General features: G+C 48.0%; 12 protein-coding genes, 1 tRNA gene and 1 pseudogene. 7 read left to right on the top strand and 7 right to left on the bottom strand.

The features are described 5' to 3' along the window. Window positions 1–311: 311 nt before the first annotated feature. The 4 genes from dacD (at window position 312) to IM294_RS20985 (ending at window position 3,716) form a co-directional block, all read left to right on the top strand. The gene (dacD, locus tag IM294_RS21000; RefSeq protein WP_028013757.1) at window positions 312–1,478 is read left to right on the top strand and encodes a serine-type D-Ala-D-Ala carboxypeptidase DacD; all 1,167 of its coding nucleotides are present in this window, start codon (window positions 312–314) and stop codon (window positions 1,476–1,478) included. A 119-nt stretch (window positions 1,479–1,597) separates the two neighbouring features. Next, on the top strand, window positions 1,598–2,071 hold the full coding sequence (gene sbmC / locus IM294_RS20995; protein ID WP_059358469.1) for a DNA gyrase inhibitor SbmC: 474 nt from the start codon (window positions 1,598–1,600) through the stop codon (window positions 2,069–2,071). Window positions 2,072–2,163: 92 nt separating this feature from the next. After that, on the top strand, window positions 2,164–3,222 hold the full coding sequence (locus IM294_RS20990) for an FUSC family protein (protein ID WP_028013755.1): 1,059 nt from the start codon (window positions 2,164–2,166) through the stop codon (window positions 3,220–3,222). A gap of 158 nt (window positions 3,223–3,380) precedes the next feature. Beyond that, window positions 3,381–3,716 (top strand): DUF496 family protein, encoded by a 336-nt coding sequence (locus IM294_RS20985; RefSeq protein ID WP_028013754.1) that lies wholly within the window; start codon window positions 3,381–3,383, stop codon window positions 3,714–3,716. A 294-nt stretch (window positions 3,717–4,010) separates the two neighbouring features. Here the strand turns inward: IM294_RS20985 and qatD are convergent, their stop codons facing one another. The 5 genes from qatD to IM294_RS20960 all read right to left on the bottom strand — a co-directional run bounded on the left by qatD (window position 4,011) and on the right by IM294_RS20960 (window position 12,627). Continuing rightward, window positions 4,011–4,763, bottom strand: coding sequence for a Qat anti-phage system TatD family nuclease QatD (gene qatD, locus IM294_RS20980; RefSeq protein WP_048998867.1), 753 nt, complete (start codon window positions 4,761–4,763; stop codon window positions 4,011–4,013). A 13-nt stretch (window positions 4,764–4,776) separates the two neighbouring features. Beyond that, a complete protein-coding gene (qatC, locus tag IM294_RS20975) occupies window positions 4,777–6,144 on the bottom strand; it encodes a Qat anti-phage system QueC-like protein QatC (RefSeq protein ID WP_072252736.1) in 1,368 nt (455 codons plus the stop codon). Beyond that, on the bottom strand, window positions 6,141–7,016 hold the full coding sequence (qatB, locus tag IM294_RS20970; protein WP_059358467.1) for a Qat anti-phage system associated protein QatB: 876 nt from the start codon (window positions 7,014–7,016) through the stop codon (window positions 6,141–6,143). The genes qatC and qatB overlap by 4 nt, the downstream gene beginning before the upstream one ends. After that, window positions 7,016–8,950 carry a Qat anti-phage system ATPase QatA gene (qatA, locus tag IM294_RS20965; protein ID WP_126818256.1) on the bottom strand — a complete coding sequence of 645 codons (1,935 nt, stop codon included), beginning with the start codon at window positions 8,948–8,950 and terminating at the stop codon, window positions 7,016–7,018. Before qatA ends, qatB begins: the two co-directional genes overlap by 1 nt. 74 nt (window positions 8,951–9,024) lie before the next feature. Then, window positions 9,025–12,627, bottom strand: coding sequence for an AAA domain-containing protein (locus IM294_RS20960; protein ID WP_126818257.1), 3,603 nt, complete (start codon window positions 12,625–12,627; stop codon window positions 9,025–9,027). Window positions 12,628–13,129: 502 nt separating this feature from the next. On the opposite strand from IM294_RS20960, the gene IM294_RS20955 reads away from it, so the two are divergent. Beyond that, window positions 13,130–15,784: an AAA family ATPase gene (locus IM294_RS20955; protein WP_126818258.1), complete on the top strand. Its 2,655-nt coding sequence runs from the start codon at window positions 13,130–13,132 to the stop codon at window positions 15,782–15,784. Here IM294_RS20955 and IM294_RS20950 read toward each other — a convergent pair. Together IM294_RS20950 and IM294_RS20945 are read right to left on the bottom strand one after the other, a co-directional pair. After that, window positions 15,780–15,902, bottom strand: a pseudogene (locus IM294_RS20950) (Arm DNA-binding domain-containing protein); the annotation flags it as partial. The gene IM294_RS20955 and the pseudogene IM294_RS20950 sit on opposite strands and share 5 nt — an antisense overlap. 160 nt (window positions 15,903–16,062) lie before the next feature. Then, window positions 16,063–16,138: transfer RNA gene (locus tag IM294_RS20945), tRNA-Asn, on the bottom strand. A gap of 6 nt (window positions 16,139–16,144) precedes the next feature. Between IM294_RS20945 and IM294_RS22280 the strand changes: the two genes are divergently transcribed. Together IM294_RS22280 and emmdR are read left to right on the top strand one after the other, a co-directional pair. After that, a complete protein-coding gene (locus tag IM294_RS22280; protein WP_219358334.1) occupies window positions 16,145–16,237 on the top strand; it encodes a DUF5951 family protein in 93 nt (30 codons plus the stop codon). 62 nt (window positions 16,238–16,299) lie between these two features. Next, on the top strand, window positions 16,300–17,754 hold the full coding sequence (gene emmdR, locus IM294_RS20940; protein ID WP_120266864.1) for a multidrug efflux MATE transporter EmmdR: 1,455 nt from the start codon (window positions 16,300–16,302) through the stop codon (window positions 17,752–17,754). The last annotated feature ends 150 nt before the right edge of the window (window positions 17,755–17,904 follow it).

Here is a 17,904-nt window from a genome sequence, read left to right as displayed (position 1 = left end):
ATAAAAGTGTGATGAGAGAGATGGCTTTAATCGCGCGGGGTTCGTGGCTGTTGCGCGTAATCGTGGAATAAAAAAGTCGGGCGTGCGGCAGAGTCAGACACCAGTAATACCATCCTGTTAAAAAATGACGTCACTATGGTAAACGATCGTGCGGGTCAGACCGAATAAAAAGCGCCGCCGCGGCGCAAATTTGCGAGACCGCTTCCGCGTAAAACCTGCGTTCTGTCACATTTTTTTGCAATTAAGCCAGGTAACGACATCAGAAGTCCCGTAAAAAGGTCATCGATTTTTAATGACCTGAGGATATACCGTTGAAACGCCGTCTGTTTATTGCTGTTTCTTTACTCGCTTCGAGTGTCTCATCTGCTTTTGCGGCCGAACCACTGGATTTTTCGCCGCAGCCTCCGGCCATTCAGGCTGGCTCCTGGGTGCTGATGGATTACACGACTGGTCAAATTTTAACGGCGGGCAACGAACATCAGCAACGTAACCCGGCGAGCCTCACCAAGCTGATGACGGGCTATGTGGTGGATCGGGCCATTGACAGCCATCGCATTTCGCCGGATGACATTGTCACCGTAGGGCGTGACGCGTGGGCAAAAGGGAACCCGGTGTTTGACGGTTCGTCGCTGATGTTCCTGAAAGAGGGCGATCGCGTCACCGTGCGTGACTTAAGCCGCGGTCTGATTGTCGATTCCGGCAACGATGCCTGCGTGGCGCTGGCCGATCACGTGGCGGGCGGGCAGCCGCAGTTTGTGAAGATGATGAACGACTACGTGCAGAAGCTGAACCTGCGTGATACGCACTTTGAAACCGTCCACGGTCTGGACGCGCCGGGCCAGCACAGCTCGGCCTATGACCTGGCCGTGCTCTCTCGGGCCATCATTCACGGTGAGCCAGAGTTTTATCATATGTACAGCGAAAAGAGTCTTACCTGGAACGGCATCACCCAGCAAAACCGTAACGGCCTGCTGTGGGATAAAACCATGAACGTGGACGGCCTGAAAACGGGGCATACCTCAGGAGCAGGCTTTAACCTTATTGCCTCCGCGGTGGACGGTCAGCGTCGTTTGATTGCGGTGGTGATGGGCGCGGACAGCCCGAAAGGGCGCGAGGACCAGGCGCGTAAGCTACTGCACTGGGGACAACAGAACTTCGATACGGTGCAGATCCTGCATAACGGTAAAAAAGTCGGAACAGAGCGTATCTGGTACGGCGATAAAGAACAGGTGAAACTGGGCACCGACCAGGACTTCTGGCTGGCCCTGCCGAAAGCGGAAGTACCGAACATTAAAGCCAAATACGTGCTGGATAAAAAAGAGCTGGAAGCACCGATTGCCGCGCATCAGCGGGTCGGGGAGATCCAGCTCTATGACCGCGACAAGGTCGTGGCGCACTGGCCTCTGGTCACTCTGGAAGCCGTTGATAAGGGAGGCGTATTCTCACGCTTGAGCGATTATCTTCACCACACGCTTTAACCGCTGATGGGCAGACTGGCAGGGTTGCGAGTCTGCTCACATAATAAACACTCCTCGTTTGCCGATAATAGAAATCCTGCTTTATAGTGTATAAATATACAGTGCTAATCGGAGGCAGCATGGACTTCAGCATCAAGCAGCAACAGAAACGTAAGATTGCGGGTTTTCATCTTGTTGGGCCGTGGGAAAAAACGGTCAAGCAGGGCTTTGAACAGCTGGTCATGTGGGTAGACGGGCGTCACATTGAGCCGCTGGAGTGGGTGGCGGTCTATTACGATAACCCCGATGAGGTTCCGGCAGAAAAACTGCGCTGCGATACGGCCGTTACCGTACCGGATGATTTCGTCATCCCGGAAAACAGCGAAGGGGTGATGATGACGGAAATCGCGGCCGGTGATTATGCCGTGGCGACGGCGCGCGTGGAAAACTACGACTTTGCAACCCCGTGGTATCAGTTCTTTAATTCCCTGCTGCAGGATAATAAATACCAGATGGCGCTTAAGCCCTGCTTTGAGCGCTATCTCAATGATGGCAACGCGGACGGCTACTGGGATATTGAAATGTTTATCGCGGTAGAGCACAAAACGGTTTAAGCCTGCTTAATGAAGGGTTTTTCAGCCGGGAGCGATCCGCCCGGCTGAAAACACAGTACAATTGTGATTTGCCGTGTTGCTGGAGAGCGGGTGTGCGTCCCGACAAATCATTAACCCCTTTTGAAATTCGCTTATATAAACATTACCGCGTGGTGCACGGGTGTCGCATCGCGCTGGCGTTCGTGTTGACCTTTGTACTGGTCAGGTTGCTGGATATACCGGAAGGAACGTGGCCGCTGATCACGCTGGTGGTGGTGATGGGGCCAATCTCATTTTGGGGAAACGTTGTCCCGCGCGCCTTCGAGCGAATAGGTGGTACCGTGCTTGGCTCTGCCCTGGGGCTGATTGCCCTGAAGCTTGAGCTCATCTCATTTCCAGTGATGCTGGCATGGTGCGGTGCCGCCATGTTCCTGTGCGGCTGGCTGGCGCTGGGCAAACGGCCTTATCAGGCGCTGCTGATTGGTATCACTCTCGCGGTCGTGGTCGGCGCGCCAGCAGGGGATATGACCACGGCGATGTGGCGAAGCGGGGACGTTATTCTGGGCTCGCTGCTCGCCATGCTGTTTACCGGCATCTGGCCGCAGCGGGCTTTTCTGCACTGGCGTATCCAGATGGCTAACTACGTCACGGCGTTTAACCGCGTTTACCAGGCGGGGTTTTCACCGAATCTGGTTGAGCGTCCCCGGCTGGAAAAGCATCTGCAAACCATCCTCAACGACGTGGTCAAAATGCGCGGCCTGATAGTACCAGCCAGTAAAGAGACCCATATTCAGAAAGCGATTTTCGAAGCTATCCAGACGGTCAGCCGCAATCTGGTGTGCATGCTTGAACTGCAAATCAACGCGCACTGGGCCACGCGTCCCAGCCATCTGTTGATGCTTAACGCCCAGACCCTCAAAGAGACGCAGATGATGACGCAGCAGACCCTGCTGACCATCGCCCATGCGCTCTATGAAGGCAACCCGCAGCCCGTTCTGGCGAACAGCGAGCGGCTCAATGAAATCGTGGCGGAACTAAAGCAGTTAATCAACGAGCGGCAGGGCGATAACGTGGCGGAAACGCCCATTCACGGCTATGTCTGGCTGAGCCTGGAGCTGGCGCGACAGCTTGAACTGCTATCGCACCTGATTTGTCGGGCGCTGCGCAAATAAAACGCGGATGTGACGCCTGCTGCTTCGATTCAGCAGCAATTGGGGTTATGATAGCTTTAAACGATATAGCCATTGTCATTCGCAGCCGCTGTCAGTAAGGTTATTGTTACAACGGTTGCTTTAACGAATCCGAATCTCACATTATCAGGGGTGTAAAAATGGAAACTATCAAGCCTTCGTTCCAGGATGTTCTGGAATTCGTCCGCCTGTTCCGCCGCAAAAACAAACTGCAGCGTGAAATCCAGGACGTTGAGAAGAAGATCCGTGACAACCAGAAACGTGTTCTGCTGCTCGACAACCTGAGCGACTACATCAAGCCGGGCATGAGCGTTGAAGCTATTCAGGGCATCATCGCCAGCATGAAGAGCGACTATGAAGACCGCGTTGATGATTACATCATCAAAAATGCCGAGCTGTCCAAAGAGCGTCGCGACATCTCCAAAAAGCTGAAAGTGATGGGCGAAATCAAAAACGCCGAAGCTAAAAGCGAATAATCGCAGCGAATTGTGAAAAAGGCTCTCTGGTGACAGGGGGCCTTTTTTATTTGACGATCAACGGTCCGCTGATTTGTAGGTCGGGTCAGGCGCAGCCGCCAGCTGACAATTCTACCCGACGCAGAAAAGCAAAAAGCCTGCTTCAAAAGCAGGCTTTTCAAATTTGGCTCCTCTGACTGGGATCGCCTACGCCAGTAACTGGCTAATAAGTAAGCTAAGCCTGAGTTTCTTTTATGTCAAGACCTCTAGAATGACCACCAATTAATTCTTTCTGTAAGGCAAGCCTAATAGCTTTCAACTATTTAGCAATGTCCTTAGATTGTTACGAATAAGTTTGACCATACTGGTTGTGGATAGACCACGTAAACGGGCCAGCTCTTCTACAACATTTGCTACATCTGTAGGTTGTGAAGGCCTGTCACCTGTACGAGTGAATGGACCATCAGTTTCCGTCAATATCCGTTCCAGCGGTATAGTAAGGACCATGGGTATATGTTTCACGTTACTAAGCATTCCTGCATTAAGCGAAAAATAACAGCCTAATTTTGACGCCCGCTTTGCCTCGTTTTTTGTTCCAGTGAACCAGTGAAGAACAATTTTTCCACGCTCGGATGGTAAATTGGCCTCAATGAGATCGAGCACAGTTTTGACTGCTCTTACGCTATGAACCGTAATGATTTTATCGCCTGCTTGGGCACATTGCTGCAGTATATGCTGAAATACTCTCTTCTGTGCATCGAGCGATTTGAAAAAACGGGGACCAGCATCCAATCCAACTTCGCCAATATACCGTGTCTCCGCAATATATTGGTCCCATAGCTCAAGTTCGTTTTCATGTTCTGCAACCAGTTGAGGGTGTAATCCTAATGCTGCCCTAACATATCTTGTGCGTAGTGTAAGCTCGCGATTGCGGGGCCATGCGCGAGGGGTCGTCGTAACGGCTAATGTAAATATTTCCGCTTCTTCCGCACCTCTTATTGCCGCAGAATGATCCGGATAGAGATCTAAGTGGCAGTGAAAGTCCACGAGTCCTTTAGTTGGATTCATGTAAGCATCCTTTTCAACAAGGTCTCGTTGCGACACCATCAATGAGTCGTTCAACTTCAGCAAGGCCACGCCTATAGACACTAGCTAGCTGTTCGAGGTGCATTATTTCATCCGCGAGTGAACCCGGCTTGTGAATCAAGACATTGGCGAGTTGTGGATTTCCTTTCAGACGCTCTATAGCATATTGAAAGGATCTGACTTGAACTCCAGTTGCTTGACGTGTGTCCAAGGGCTGCTCATGGAGGTCTGTCACTGTATATACTGTTGGATCGCTATCTGAACCCCATGCTGCCATCAATGCTGCACGGCGGATCAAGCATGGAAGGCAATAACCACATTGTTCAATGCCATGTCCTAACCACCGGGCCTTGGCAGGAGATGAACACGATAAGGAGTCTGAAACTAGTTTTTTTAGAAGAGAAGTATTTTGGCAAGCCGAAGCCATTTCTCCTTTAGTTTTGTCCCAATACGGATTTTGAATTTCGCCATTAATTCCAAGTTTGGAAAGTAGCTCATTCCATCTTGCCATATAATACGGGTGCGTAGTGCGAGTACTGTTTGATCCCAATCGTAGAGGATCCAACGGAACATTTAGAGCAATTAGTCCATTTTCAGGGACGCGCAAAACGAAATGATCCCCTAATCCTGTTCCTGCAAAAACGCCGAGAGCAAAGAACAAGAATGATCTGCCTCGAGTACTACTTTCTGAACTAACACCTTCGACGAGTCCTTCCTCAAAGGTCATACCAACCCGTAATCTCTCGAAAGATGATGTGGTGTAATGTTTTTTCAAGCCAGCAAATAACTTACTTTGCGCGTCACTCGTTGCACCTTCTCCGAAATGACTAACCAGAAGAGGTGTTGCACCATTTTCCAGCGAGTCAATAGCCCCAATCAAGCTATCAAGTCCGCCAGAGAACAAACTTACGGAATCAAACGGATGAGCAATCAAAGATGGTGGTGCTTCTTCGGCAATAGTAGCAAAACGCTCAGGGCGTGGCCTGAAATCTATAGTCCAGCGATCGCCGGTGAGAAAATCGAGAGATTTTTTGATGGTTGGTGCTGCTGAGCCCCAGCGGGAGGGCTCACTCACGGGCACTATCAATCTAATTTCGCGTGTCCATGAATCCTGCGACTGCTCAACACGAGATATTCGTGTATCAGCAGCATGAACATGAGCGGCTAATACTAGCAGATCAATGCCTATTTCTGAGGGGAATATTCCGATATCTTTGAGTCTGGACAGTGAATGACCAATACCATAATCCAAAGTTTGTTTGCTAGCGATGAGTTGTAGGTAAGTTATCTGTTCATCGATACCTGCCACTGCGGAAAATGAATCGTCGTAGCCGAAATGACCAACCAGGAGTTGTCGTTTCATTGATTATTAGCCTCTGCTTCACCAAGCGCCTGTAAAATCCCGAATGCAGACTCATAAATGGTATCCACGAACCCTTGAATTTGTTCGGTGGTAAGATAATGAGTACCCGTTTGAGCTCGTGCCAGAGCATCGCTTACTCCACCACGGATGAAATCACGCACCTGCTGCTCAACAAGATGTGCAGAATGAGCATTTATAGGCATGGACACTGCTTTGGTCCCGATATCATTACATATACGAGCTTCAATCGCATGAGTAGCATATAATTCGAAAACGGTATGCATTTGATCTTGTGTAAATGTATTCAAATCTGTGAGCCCTTCGCTCGCAAGCTCTACGATAGTCTCAATATATGCTTCGCGAGCAATACCTTCATCAACCGTGCCTGCACCAGGGCAGATATAGTCGGCTAGCCCAACAAAAATTTCTGTTATTGGGCGACCTGCCAGAGATTCTAGATCCAGTGAGCGCAGAGCTTCATTAACACCTCTTGCTTGCGCATCTGCCAAGAAACCGAGGAGTCGTGTGCTCGCTCCTCTGGACGCTCCCATACGCTGTGCAGCTTGGCGAGCACCGCCTGATGACGTTGAGACATACTTCGATATGGCTCGTCCAAGGCTTGCACGATCAGTACCTCCAGATCCTGCAAATCGCGTGAAGTTGCTGCGTGCGCTTGAGAAACGTTGCGGATCCGCTGCATTAGGTATTGGTGGGTGATTTGGAGGCGTTAGTGGTTCAGGGCCATCTGTTGGCTGCTGGCCGCCAGATCCAGTGCCAATATCTGGCGGAGATACCGGGGTTTCGTTATCCAACCATGATGGAATAAGTGGAGTCCCGCCGCCAGGTCCTCCATAAGCTGTTGAAGTTCCCATTAATGTGTTCCCTTATGACTTTTAAGCGCTGCTTCGGCCGCGACTTTTAGACTGATATTACTAGTGATTTTGCCCCAGTTTCCCAGCAACATGGTTAATCGTGTTACACATTCGGGGTCTTTTATGACATTTTGCCAACCACTTACAACCCAGGGACCGCATTTATTATTTGGCAAGGTCTCTAGGAAATCCATTAGCTGGCTCTGTAGGTTCGGTTGCGCCTTTACAAGAACAGTCAAACCATCAATTCCAGCTGGTTTGATATCAAAAGTGGCTGTACTCATTATTTTGCTACGAACAGCTTCGAAGACCTTCTCGGCTTCAGGTTGTACAAGCTGCTTCAATTCTGACTCATAACTTTGGACAGTCATTTTCCCACCGAACAATTTTTCAACCACTTCGGCTAAGTGACCCAGAACTGATACTGGGCCAAAATAATCTTTTTTGTCCTTTGTGACGAACAAGTAGGGCCGTAAGTCGAGACCTGATAGCTTTGGTGGGAGTCGAGCCCAGTCATTTATCGTTTCTGAAGATTTCCATTCAGTCAAAACCGCACTATCGGGTGGTAATAATACTTCAGCGGTTTGTTTTTCCTGTGGTTTATCATTGCTATTAGCGGTTATTGCAAGAAATGTTTCTAGTGCTTCGAGATCTTTGCAGAATCCATCCGAATGAACCGCCGCTACAAGAGCAATTTGTTCGAACAATCTTGGGATAAAGCGTTCTGCGAGCATGAGTTTTGCTAATACGGGTAGTTTGATATCATCGCCAAAACCTCGTGCCGTTGCTGTGCGCTCGCGTAGCAAGAGGGTATTGAGAAAACGCTTGATTTGCCGGGGGTTGCCTTTTGTACCGCTCGCCAGAATTGGTCCGATTTGGTCGCTAAGGATAAGTGCATTATTTGCTTTATCGGCTTGCTGACCAAGGATTGATTTTACTGTGGCTGCGTCCAATCCACCGCTAGTCCAGGGACGTTTCAGCTTTTCCCGCGCAACGGTGATTAGCCTCTCGTAGTCTGGGTTATTTTCACCTATTTCGGCACCAGCAAGCAGTAATGTGACATAGATGCGCGTTTCTGTTTCGCCCAGCGCCGGGATCCGGAACGGAACCTGGATGAGTTTTTCGAGATAGTTACGGGCATAGTCCCGTGGCCCTGTGGTATCAGGTAAGTCAGGAAAGTGCTTACGTACAGAGTACTCAATCATTGCCTCATCTGCAGCGACCACAAATGCTGTTCGTGCGGTAAACACAAATAGGCGAATAGCTTCAAGGGTTTCAATGGCTGTGTCAGGTAGGCAACGGTCAAGATCGTCGACCAATACCACGAGTTGATTGATACCTGCATCTTTCAGAAGCTGATCAAATGCCTTACGGAATGTTTCCACTTCCATCGGCACATTCTTCGTTTCTCCTTCTTTCACTACCGCCTTAACTTCATTAATGACGGTAGATATATTTTCCTTTGTCACTAACTGGGCGGGATCTGCAACTAGAGCTTCTAAGGAGCCAACAATGGTTCCAATTTGCCCTGGTGTTGGCACACCTGTGAATGCAGTCAATGCCAGACCACCAGCTCGTTTGGCAACTTTTAGCCAGTCGATGCTGCGGAATACGTCTTTGATAGCTCCTTCAACTTTTTTCAACGCCGGACGTTTTTCTACCAATCCCGAAACGATACCTTCGATTAAGGCAATTTTGGCATCTTCAAATCCCTGAAAACGCCAGCCATTGAATTTCAAGCACAAAATATCATCTTTATCCGAAAAGCCGGCTTCGATCATCTCGAGTACGCTGGATTTTCCCGCCCCCCAATCGCCATGAACACCAATAGTTACCGGGTGATTAGGCTCCTCACGAAGCAGCCCGATAATCGTAGACGCAATGGCTTCGTTATTTAATAGATCAATTTTTGTTTCGTTATCAGCCAGAATCATCTGCTCTCCTTATTGTTCTGCATCTTGCAAAGTTTTTTCGAGCCAGGCTATTTATTCAGTCCGAACACTAAGAGTTATTCCAGCCTCAACCTCTCCCTAAGCTCCTTCACCAGCGACACATCATCCAGCTCCGCACTAATCTCATGACGAATAGCATTACTGAACTGCTCGCTACGCTCACAGCTATCATGATAACCATGTGACAGCCAGTTCCAGCTGCCGAGAACAATATAGCGGCCATCGATCATCAGTACCTTCTCATGAGTACCTTCGGTCAGACGGATAACATTGTCTTTTCCCAGTTGTTCACGGTACTCAGCAACCAGAGTTTCATCGTTATCCTCTGCACGGTCCAGACGTTGATGGTAGTAACCGTAGTAGACTTTAACGCTGACATCACGCCGCTGTGTTGCTACCAGTTGCGCCAGTTCCGGTCTTTGATATTGTTTACCACCCCGACGGATCCACGGAGTGATAATAACCAGCTCCTGTTCACACTGGCTCGCCAGCGCACTGAATGCGGCGATATGTTCACAGTCGCGGTAATAACGCAGCAAACGTGGTGTCTGGATCAGGCTGTCGAAACTTGGATGTTGGCTACCCTGTTCAAGAAGGAAATCTTCAGCAACAGTGTCCGCAAGAACTTTCAGGTATCCACCTGCCTGTCGCAACCGATGGTGGTTACCTACCACGATAAACTGCTGTTTTGCGCGTGAAACCACGACATTCAGCATGTTAGGCGCATCGTTCTGAAAATTTGAATTATCAAGAGGATGAAAAATTACCGGGCTGTAAATGATGACCTCAAAGCCCACTCCCTGGAACTGATGCACTGTACCAATGCAGTTTTTCTGCCAGTGATTCATACGCTGGGCAAGGTGCTTGATCAGTAATGATTTCTGATTGCTATAGGGAGTGACGATGCCCACATCGGCAGTCAGATCGTAACCGGCTTCTTCCAACTTATTCAACAGTTGCTCAATAGCCTCGACTTCATCCTGATTGGTGTTAACCATATCGCCTTTCTGGCCCTCTACGCTGTAGAACATCAAATGATGCCCACCAGACTTCTCAAAGGCGCTGGCAATGCGGTCGGAAGGGGAGGCCGTTTCCACGCTGACGCCATGATAGCCCGCCAGCCGGATAAAGAGATCGGCAATGGGTTTCTGGCACCGGCGATGCTCATCGAGAATAATACCGTTGCCGGTATCATCCACTCGTCCAGAAAGTGTACCTGCCGCGCGGTGCCAGCCTGTAACGCTTGCAGGTGAAACCCGCTCATATAACGTATTATTGTCAGCAAAATGACGTTCGCGCAGTTGTGTTTGCAGGTTTTCTGACAGGTTTCTGATGGGTTCGATTTGCAGAGGATCGCCGACAATCATCGCTTTCTCGCTGCGACTCAATAGTGGCACCAGAGATTCAAGCGAAATCATGCCTGCTTCATCGCACAGTGCCAGATGCCAGGGTTTGTGTCCCCTGAGTTCATCAAGTTTTCGATAACCCGCCACTTTCCACGCGGAGACCAGTGTGGTTGCCATTACCGGATACACCAGTGACAGTGCGCGATAGAATTCATCCAGCTTATCCAGCCAGCGATAGTAGCCTGCACTGCGGCGATTACTCATCAGAGCCCGCCAGTGAGTCAGTACCTCTTCCAGCTCAATTTTCCGCTTCAGTTGTTCCTGCCAGAGATAACCGATAGCGGCTTCAAACATTTCCCGGTGTTGCCTGATGAAGCGTTTACGCAAAATGTCACACCAGTTACCTTCGGGGTAATGCTGTTGATACTGAGCCATAACCTGTTGTGCCCGGGTGACTTGCTGCCATTGTTTCCGGAGTGTTGCGATATCAGCACACAGGCTCACCAGATTTTCTTCCTGCTGCCCATCGGGTTCGTCATGCATGAGCAGTTCCAGCAGGGCCAGGTTGTCTGTCTGATGTGACAGCATTTCTCCCGCATCAGCCAGAGCCGCTAACTGGCGATGGGGCAGGGAAGAAAGACTGAAATGCTGAAAGTCCTCCGGTGCAGCAAGGCTCATCTGTTGCAGCCGTGCCGGGTATTTTCCCTCGAACAGGCGGGCCAGATGGCGCTTTATCCCTTTACGCGGATAATCGCGGTAATGCAGTTCCAGTGCGGGGCGTAGTGGTGAATCCATCCAGCGCAGTATCTGCGCCAGATCATGCTGCTGCGGCCATGTCGCCTGCAATGTCTGGTAAATTCTGCTGGCCTGCAAACGCTGCGCTTTTATCCCGCGAAGTTCCTGCAGGCATAGCTCCAGCTGGCTGGTTAAGTTGTCCAGGTCGTCGGGATGATGCAGTGAAACGTCAATTCCCAACTGCTGTGCCTGAGCGGCTACCAGGGGGATTTTTACCATGAAACGTGCCGGAAGCTCTTCTGCGTTGGTGGTGTCCAGACCACAATCCACAACAGACTGTATCGCGGTTGCCTTTTCATTCAGATACGCCCGGTAACAGGCGTTCAACTCGTCGCGATGCCTGAGCAGAACAGCTAAAAAATCGCGCTGGTGCTGTTCGTCATAGCTTTCCTGCCGCCAGCGGCTGATCAGTTGCTCAAGCCGGGTAAGCTCATGCTGAACCTGTTCGTTCGAGCCGCTATGAAACCATAACCAGTCAAGATCCTGGGTTGCAGGGTCACTGCGCAGATCGTCAATGATATTTTCCACCGCTTTTATTGCCGTGGACGTTACCAGCATGCCGAAGTTCTGGTCCTTTCCATCAGCGATTGCCAGTGCTCTGGCAACCAGCTGTTGTGCGATGAGTGATTTGAACAGTGTTGTTTTACCCGTACCCGGCGCACCCTGCACGGCAATCAGGCGCTCATCCTGATTAATGGCCTGTATTGCCGCCATCTGTCCATGACCCAGCGGGTATTGTGTTTCAAACAGACCGCCGGTTACCACTTCGTATATGTCAGGGGCATTCCCGTCATTGTGAATATGGTTGAGATACTGCTCCAGCAGAGGGAAGTCACCAGCCGCGTTATCGCACAACCAGGTGAAATCTTCTGCATCACGCCTGAGGTTGTAATCTTCATTATGCAGTGGTGCCACCAGGGCGTTAAACGCAGTTTCCAGTCCCTGGTATTTGCGGTTTGATTGCTGAGCAACCCATATCTGAAGAGCCTCAAATGCCTCAAGGAAGGTGTCATATTTACACCCGGTGAGCGCGCTGACGATACTCATCATATGGCGGTTCTCACCCAGTTCATCCAGCTGGATGCCAAACATCTCGCGAAAAGCGAAGGGGAATGCGCTGACCAGTTGTCCGTCTTTAACCGGAACCAGCAGCGAGGTATTGCCCTGTTCAAAGAAGGATTTGGGGAGTGGAAAAGAGAACAGCGGCAGGTACTTTACGTTGGCTCTGCCGCGCTCATTTTCGATACAGCGCAACACCGGAAACAGCAGGTTGACAGGCTCAATATGGGTAATCTCACCTTTTTCACCATATTTGACGAAACGCCTGCGCCAGTTTTCGCGCATTTCTGGCGTAACGCTGAGCACTACCCCGTTCTGGTTTTCTTCACAGTTGTCTTTACCGAGCATGAGCTGATGGTGTTCATGCGTCTGGCTGGCCGGTATTTTACTCTTTTCCGCACCGCTGAATTTCAGATAATCTAGCCATGCGGAGAGGATATGTTTCGACGAATTATTCATTATTCTGATAGATCCTTACTTAGCTCAACTCCCTGAAATTAATCACAACAGAATACCACAGGCGTGGAAAATTTAACCGGGGCCATATGTCTTTCTCTGTATGAAAATATGTAGTTAGTTACAACATACTGAAATGAGAATTAGGTGGAAAGAAAACGGCAAGTTGAGTATGTAGATGTTGTGATCGGCATCGCTCCGTCCAGTTGGCGATTTTGGTAGGTTTGGCGGTTGATCTAATCGCACAATCGGGGCTGCGTTCCTTCAAAGTGATTTACTATTTGGTGCGGCGATTTAGATAAGAACACTGAGTTTACTGGCTAACAATTGTCTATGGACAGTTATAAGACAGAACAAAACAAACCTGAAAGCCATCGTTGTAAAAATGATAGTTTTATTATAAATATCAAGAGAAAAGATAGACAAGAAAGATGGTCGTTCTTGATTGATATCGATATTTTTCAGAAAAATCGTTAGGATAATCGTTTTGCATACAGGAGCACCTATGCGCGAGAATAAACATATCTGGGTTGTCGATGGTGATGATTTAAAAACAAAGCACAGACAAGGCGGAATGATTGCATTAAAAGGATTTGGATATCAGGAGGCACATGCGTTAAATTATGTTATAAAATTATTGACATGCGATGATGGCTTAGTACAGCTAAGATATGAGGGGGCTCAAGATGTAGATATTATGTTTGGGGATGGAAAACAGCTCTATATACAATATAAAGAAACTGCTGGGACAGAGTACACATTCACTGAAATGCGTGATATTTTGCATGGATTCATGCGTGATACTATAGATGCATGTGGACATCCAGCTAATACTAAGCATCTTGATACTCTACAACTGAGTTTTTTGTTTGTCTCTACGGGAGTCTTTGTCGGTCCTGAGATGATGAAATTAATTAGAAAAACATCAACCAATACACTTGCAAACACACTCTCAAAAGGATTTACATACGAGAAAAACCCGCTTTCTACAAAAAATGAGTACAAAGAAGTTGCTGAATATGTTCTTAATCATGTGCAAGTTAGCCTTGATCAAAAACAGGAAATTAAGAAAGATTTAGAGTTGTTGGCAATAGCTAGATTGGTTTTATTTGGCGTCCCAATTGAACGAATCAATGATTCTATTTCAAGAATTAAAGAATTATTTATAAAACCTTGCTCGTTATTTGCATATGATATATCTCAATGCCTAACAGGCCTTGCTCCTTACCACCCATTACATAATGATTCTCCATTTAATCTTCTTCCCGGCGACAATCAATTTACAGCAAAAGAACATGCCGCTGAAGAGTTTAGAGAGAGTGGCAGAGGGTCATGGGAAGTTGTCCATTATGGTATGGATATTATTCGTGACCAATCTGATAAAGTTTATCAAGACTTTAAAAATATGGGTAAATCTTTATCGATGATCCTAATTTCGGGAGCATCAGGAACCGGTAAATCAACGCTTATCCGTCGTGTTGCTTGGGATATACATCGTTCAGGTCAAGCCCTTGTTTTCGAGATGACAAATCCATCAAAATTAATTGAGCAGGCATGGGATGAAATTGCACGTCTTGCTAAGTTAGCTGGCAAACCCGCTCTAATTGTCATTGATGATATTTCAAACTACTCGCAAATTTTTGAAGATCTACAGCGTCATACCTATAGTAATATAGTCATCATAGCAAGTGACAGGTCGGCGAATTGCATCCCCAAAAATTACCCTGCGTCTCTATGCATCCATACTCTTACTTCGGTATCTGAAAATGAAATAGCTGAACTAGCTAATGTTCTTGATAGAAAAGTAAGTTCAGATAATAAAAGAAAATTACTATCTTTAATGCAATCTGGGGAGATTTTTTCCCTTTCCTTGCTATTAATGGGATCAAGTCTAATGATAATAGCTGAGCGAACTATACAGAAAGCTAAACAACATGGTAATAAAGCGTACGACCTATTTCTCAGTCTTTGTGTGTGTGGTACTTATGATCAATCAGTACCCAAAAGTTTGCTAATGCGTATTGAACCATCTGTTAGTTTTTGGGCAGAAGCTAAAAAAGAACACTTAGTTTTTGATGAAGTAAATCGTCGGTTTAGATCTGGACATGCGAAACTTTCAACCAGTATTTTAGAATGTGTTAAACCTGATATCATGGCTTTGAAAATATCTTTGTTAAAGCATATTGATGCCAGAGATATTGATGAACGACGTTTTGGATTGGGATTGTTGCAGAATGGACTAGAAAAACAAGCTCCTGAACTGAAATATTTTACACATCCTCTTATAGAATTTTCCGAGACTATAGTTGAGGTTGGTGATTATCTGGATATTGTCCGTTGTAAAAAAATTATAGATGCCGCGATAAATATGGAGGCATATAATCTAAATATAACTAGTTTACGTTTGCAAAGCGTCTGCACGTCAGAACGCGTACGAACAGGTCATGATGCTGTAGTTTACTTAGCTGATACTCAAGAAGATGTAGAAATAACGTTTGCCGTAGTTTCAACAGTCTTTGCTAAAAACGAGATTTTTTTTGGTCGAAGCAAATTTATGCGCTGGATTAGTGAACATACCCGAGGACGAGAAGTGCTTCAGCGGCAAGCAGTTGTTCTTCATTTTGAATGGTTAAAACTTAATGGATATCCTTTCTCTGAAACTTTAGCACTAATCAATTGTATAACACATGGTAATGCTCAGCTATCAAATACTACAAACACTGAATTTACCGAAATAATACTAACTATTTTAAATAACCTCGATTTTTCAACAAAGGCTCAGATTGAATTATTAGATAAAATATGTGAATCTAATATAAGTCGATTGCGTGATGAGCGGGCGGTAGGCAGTATTCTGGATAGGGTAAATGAATTTTTAGATAATATAAAATTGGATAGAAATACTGAGGTTTTACGTAAATTAGCATCATTGTCGATAAGTATTGGAGGGGAAACTGACAAAAATAAAATGTCAAAACTACTGATTAAATTGTTACCATCCCTTCCTCCAAAATTTATGAAAATAGCTTTTTTTTGGTTGGTGAAATTATCGGAAAGCAATCAAAAATCCATGATGGCAGATTGGAAAGCTATTTTCCAAAATGCGGATAAATCTGACTTGCCTGACTTGATAAATAGTTTTATCAAAGCGCTATCTTGAGATACCAGTGACGTGAACCGCCAGGTTTGACCAGGAGATACAGACCGTGGGAATCGGAAACTTTAAAGGGTTTATCAGATGGTTTGAGACTGCGGATTTTGGTGTCGGTAAGAGACATATGGGGTCACTCCATAATAGAACGAACCGGACCCCAGATTTGACCACCAATTTTTCCCGATGCGGAGGATAAAATCAAAATGCATCAGGAGAAGTTTTCACGCTAAGCTGTTGTATTAAAACCATACAGGCATTAATGAAGCTGCACGAAAACAAGAATTTGGCTCCTCTGACTGGACTCGAACCAGTGACATACGGATTAACAGTCCGCCGTTCTACCGACTGAACTACAGAGGAATCGTTGTGGAGGCTTATCTTAGCGGCGAAAAAACTTTTGTCAAACCTGATCTTAGGGAAAATCGACTGATTGCCGATTCTGTCGTCAGTTTGTTGTAAATACACACATCTTTTTCAGGAAAATACTTTGCAGGATTAGCATTTCTCCCCCATCATTTGAAATGGAGTTTCAACTATTCTCGCTAAGGTCCATTTTGAACGTCACTGCCCCTCTGCGCCAGGCGATCGTGCGCACGCCATGGTACGCAAAACGTAAAAGCTATCGTGTTCTGTTCTGGCGTGAAATCACCCCTCTTGCCGTGCCTATTTTCCTGGAAAATACCTGCGTTCTGCTGATGGGAGTGCTGAGCACCTTCCTGGTAAGCTGGCTGGGGAAAGAGGCGATGGCGGGGGTCGGGCTGGCAGACAGCTTTAACATGGTGGTGATGTCATTCTTTGCCGCCATCGATCTCGGGACGACGGTTGTGGTGGCCTTTAGTCTCGGCAAGCTGGATCCCAAACGCGCGCGCGAGGCTGCACGTCAGTCGCTGATGATCATGACCCTCTTTTCGATTGTTCTGGCGGCGGTGATCCACTATTTCGGTAAAGAGATTATCGATTTTGTCGCCGGGGAAGCCACGAACGAGGTGAAGGAACTGGCGCTGACCTATCTCGAAATGACCGTCTTAAGCTATCCGGCGGCGGCCATCGCGTTGATTGGCAGCGGCGCGCTGCGCGGGGCAGGTAACACCAAAATCCCGCTACTGATCAACGGTGGGATGAATATCCTGAATATCATCATCAGCAGCGTGCTGATCTACGGCGCGTTCTCGTGGGATGGTCTGGGGTTCGTCGGGGCCGGGCTGGGATTAACCATATCACGCTATATCGGTGCGGCGGCCATCATCGGGGTGCTGATGACGGGGATTACCCCCTCGCTGCGTCTTACGCTTAAGAGCTATTTCCGGCCCTTTAATTTCGCCATTATCTGGGAAGTGATGGGGATTGGTATTCCCGCGAGCATTGAATCCGTGTTGTTCAACGGCGGGAAGCTGCTCACGCAGATGTTTGTCGCCGGAATGGGCACCGACGTTATCGCCGGTAACTTTATCGCCTTCTCCATCGCCTCGCTGATTAACCTGCCGGGTAACGCCCTTGGGTCGGCATCAACCATCATCACGGGGAAACGTCTCGGGAAAGGGCAGATAGGCCAGGCGGAGCGGCAGCTGCGCCATGTGTTCTGGCTGTCGACGATTGGGCTGACGCTGATCGCCTGGGGCACAGCGCCGTTTGCCGGGCTGATGGCCGCGTTCTATACCCACGAAGATGACGTGAAAGAGGTGGTGAAGATCCTTATCTGGCTCAACGCCGCCTTTATGCCCATCTGGGCGGCATCCTGGGTGTTACCTGCCGGGCTGAAAGGGGCGCGCGATGCCCGTTTTGCCATGTGGGTGTCCATGCTTGGCATGTGGGGGTGTCGCGTTGTGGCGGGCTATACGCTGGGCGTGGTGCTGGGCTGGGGCGTGGTGGGCGTCTGGCTGGGGATGTTCCTTGACTGGGCCGTACGCGGGGCGCTGTTCTACTGGCGCATGGTCAGCGGGCGCTGGCTGTGGAAATATCCGCGACAAAATGCCTGACAATTGCGCGAAATGGAGAATAATTCGGCAAACGATCGGAAATATGCATTCTGCCTTTGACATCATCGGGGAGCATCGATAATATGCGCCCCGTTCACACGATTCCTCTGTAGTTCAGTCGGTAGAACGGCGGACTGTTAATCCGTATGT

The sequence above is a fragment of the Enterobacter cloacae complex sp. P43RS genome, assembly GCF_014930585.1.
Lineage (GTDB): Bacteria > Pseudomonadota > Gammaproteobacteria > Enterobacterales > Enterobacteriaceae > Enterobacter > Enterobacter bugandensis.
The sequence above is the reverse complement of the archived record's forward strand: the minus strand, read 5'-3'. Positions and strand labels throughout refer to the sequence as shown.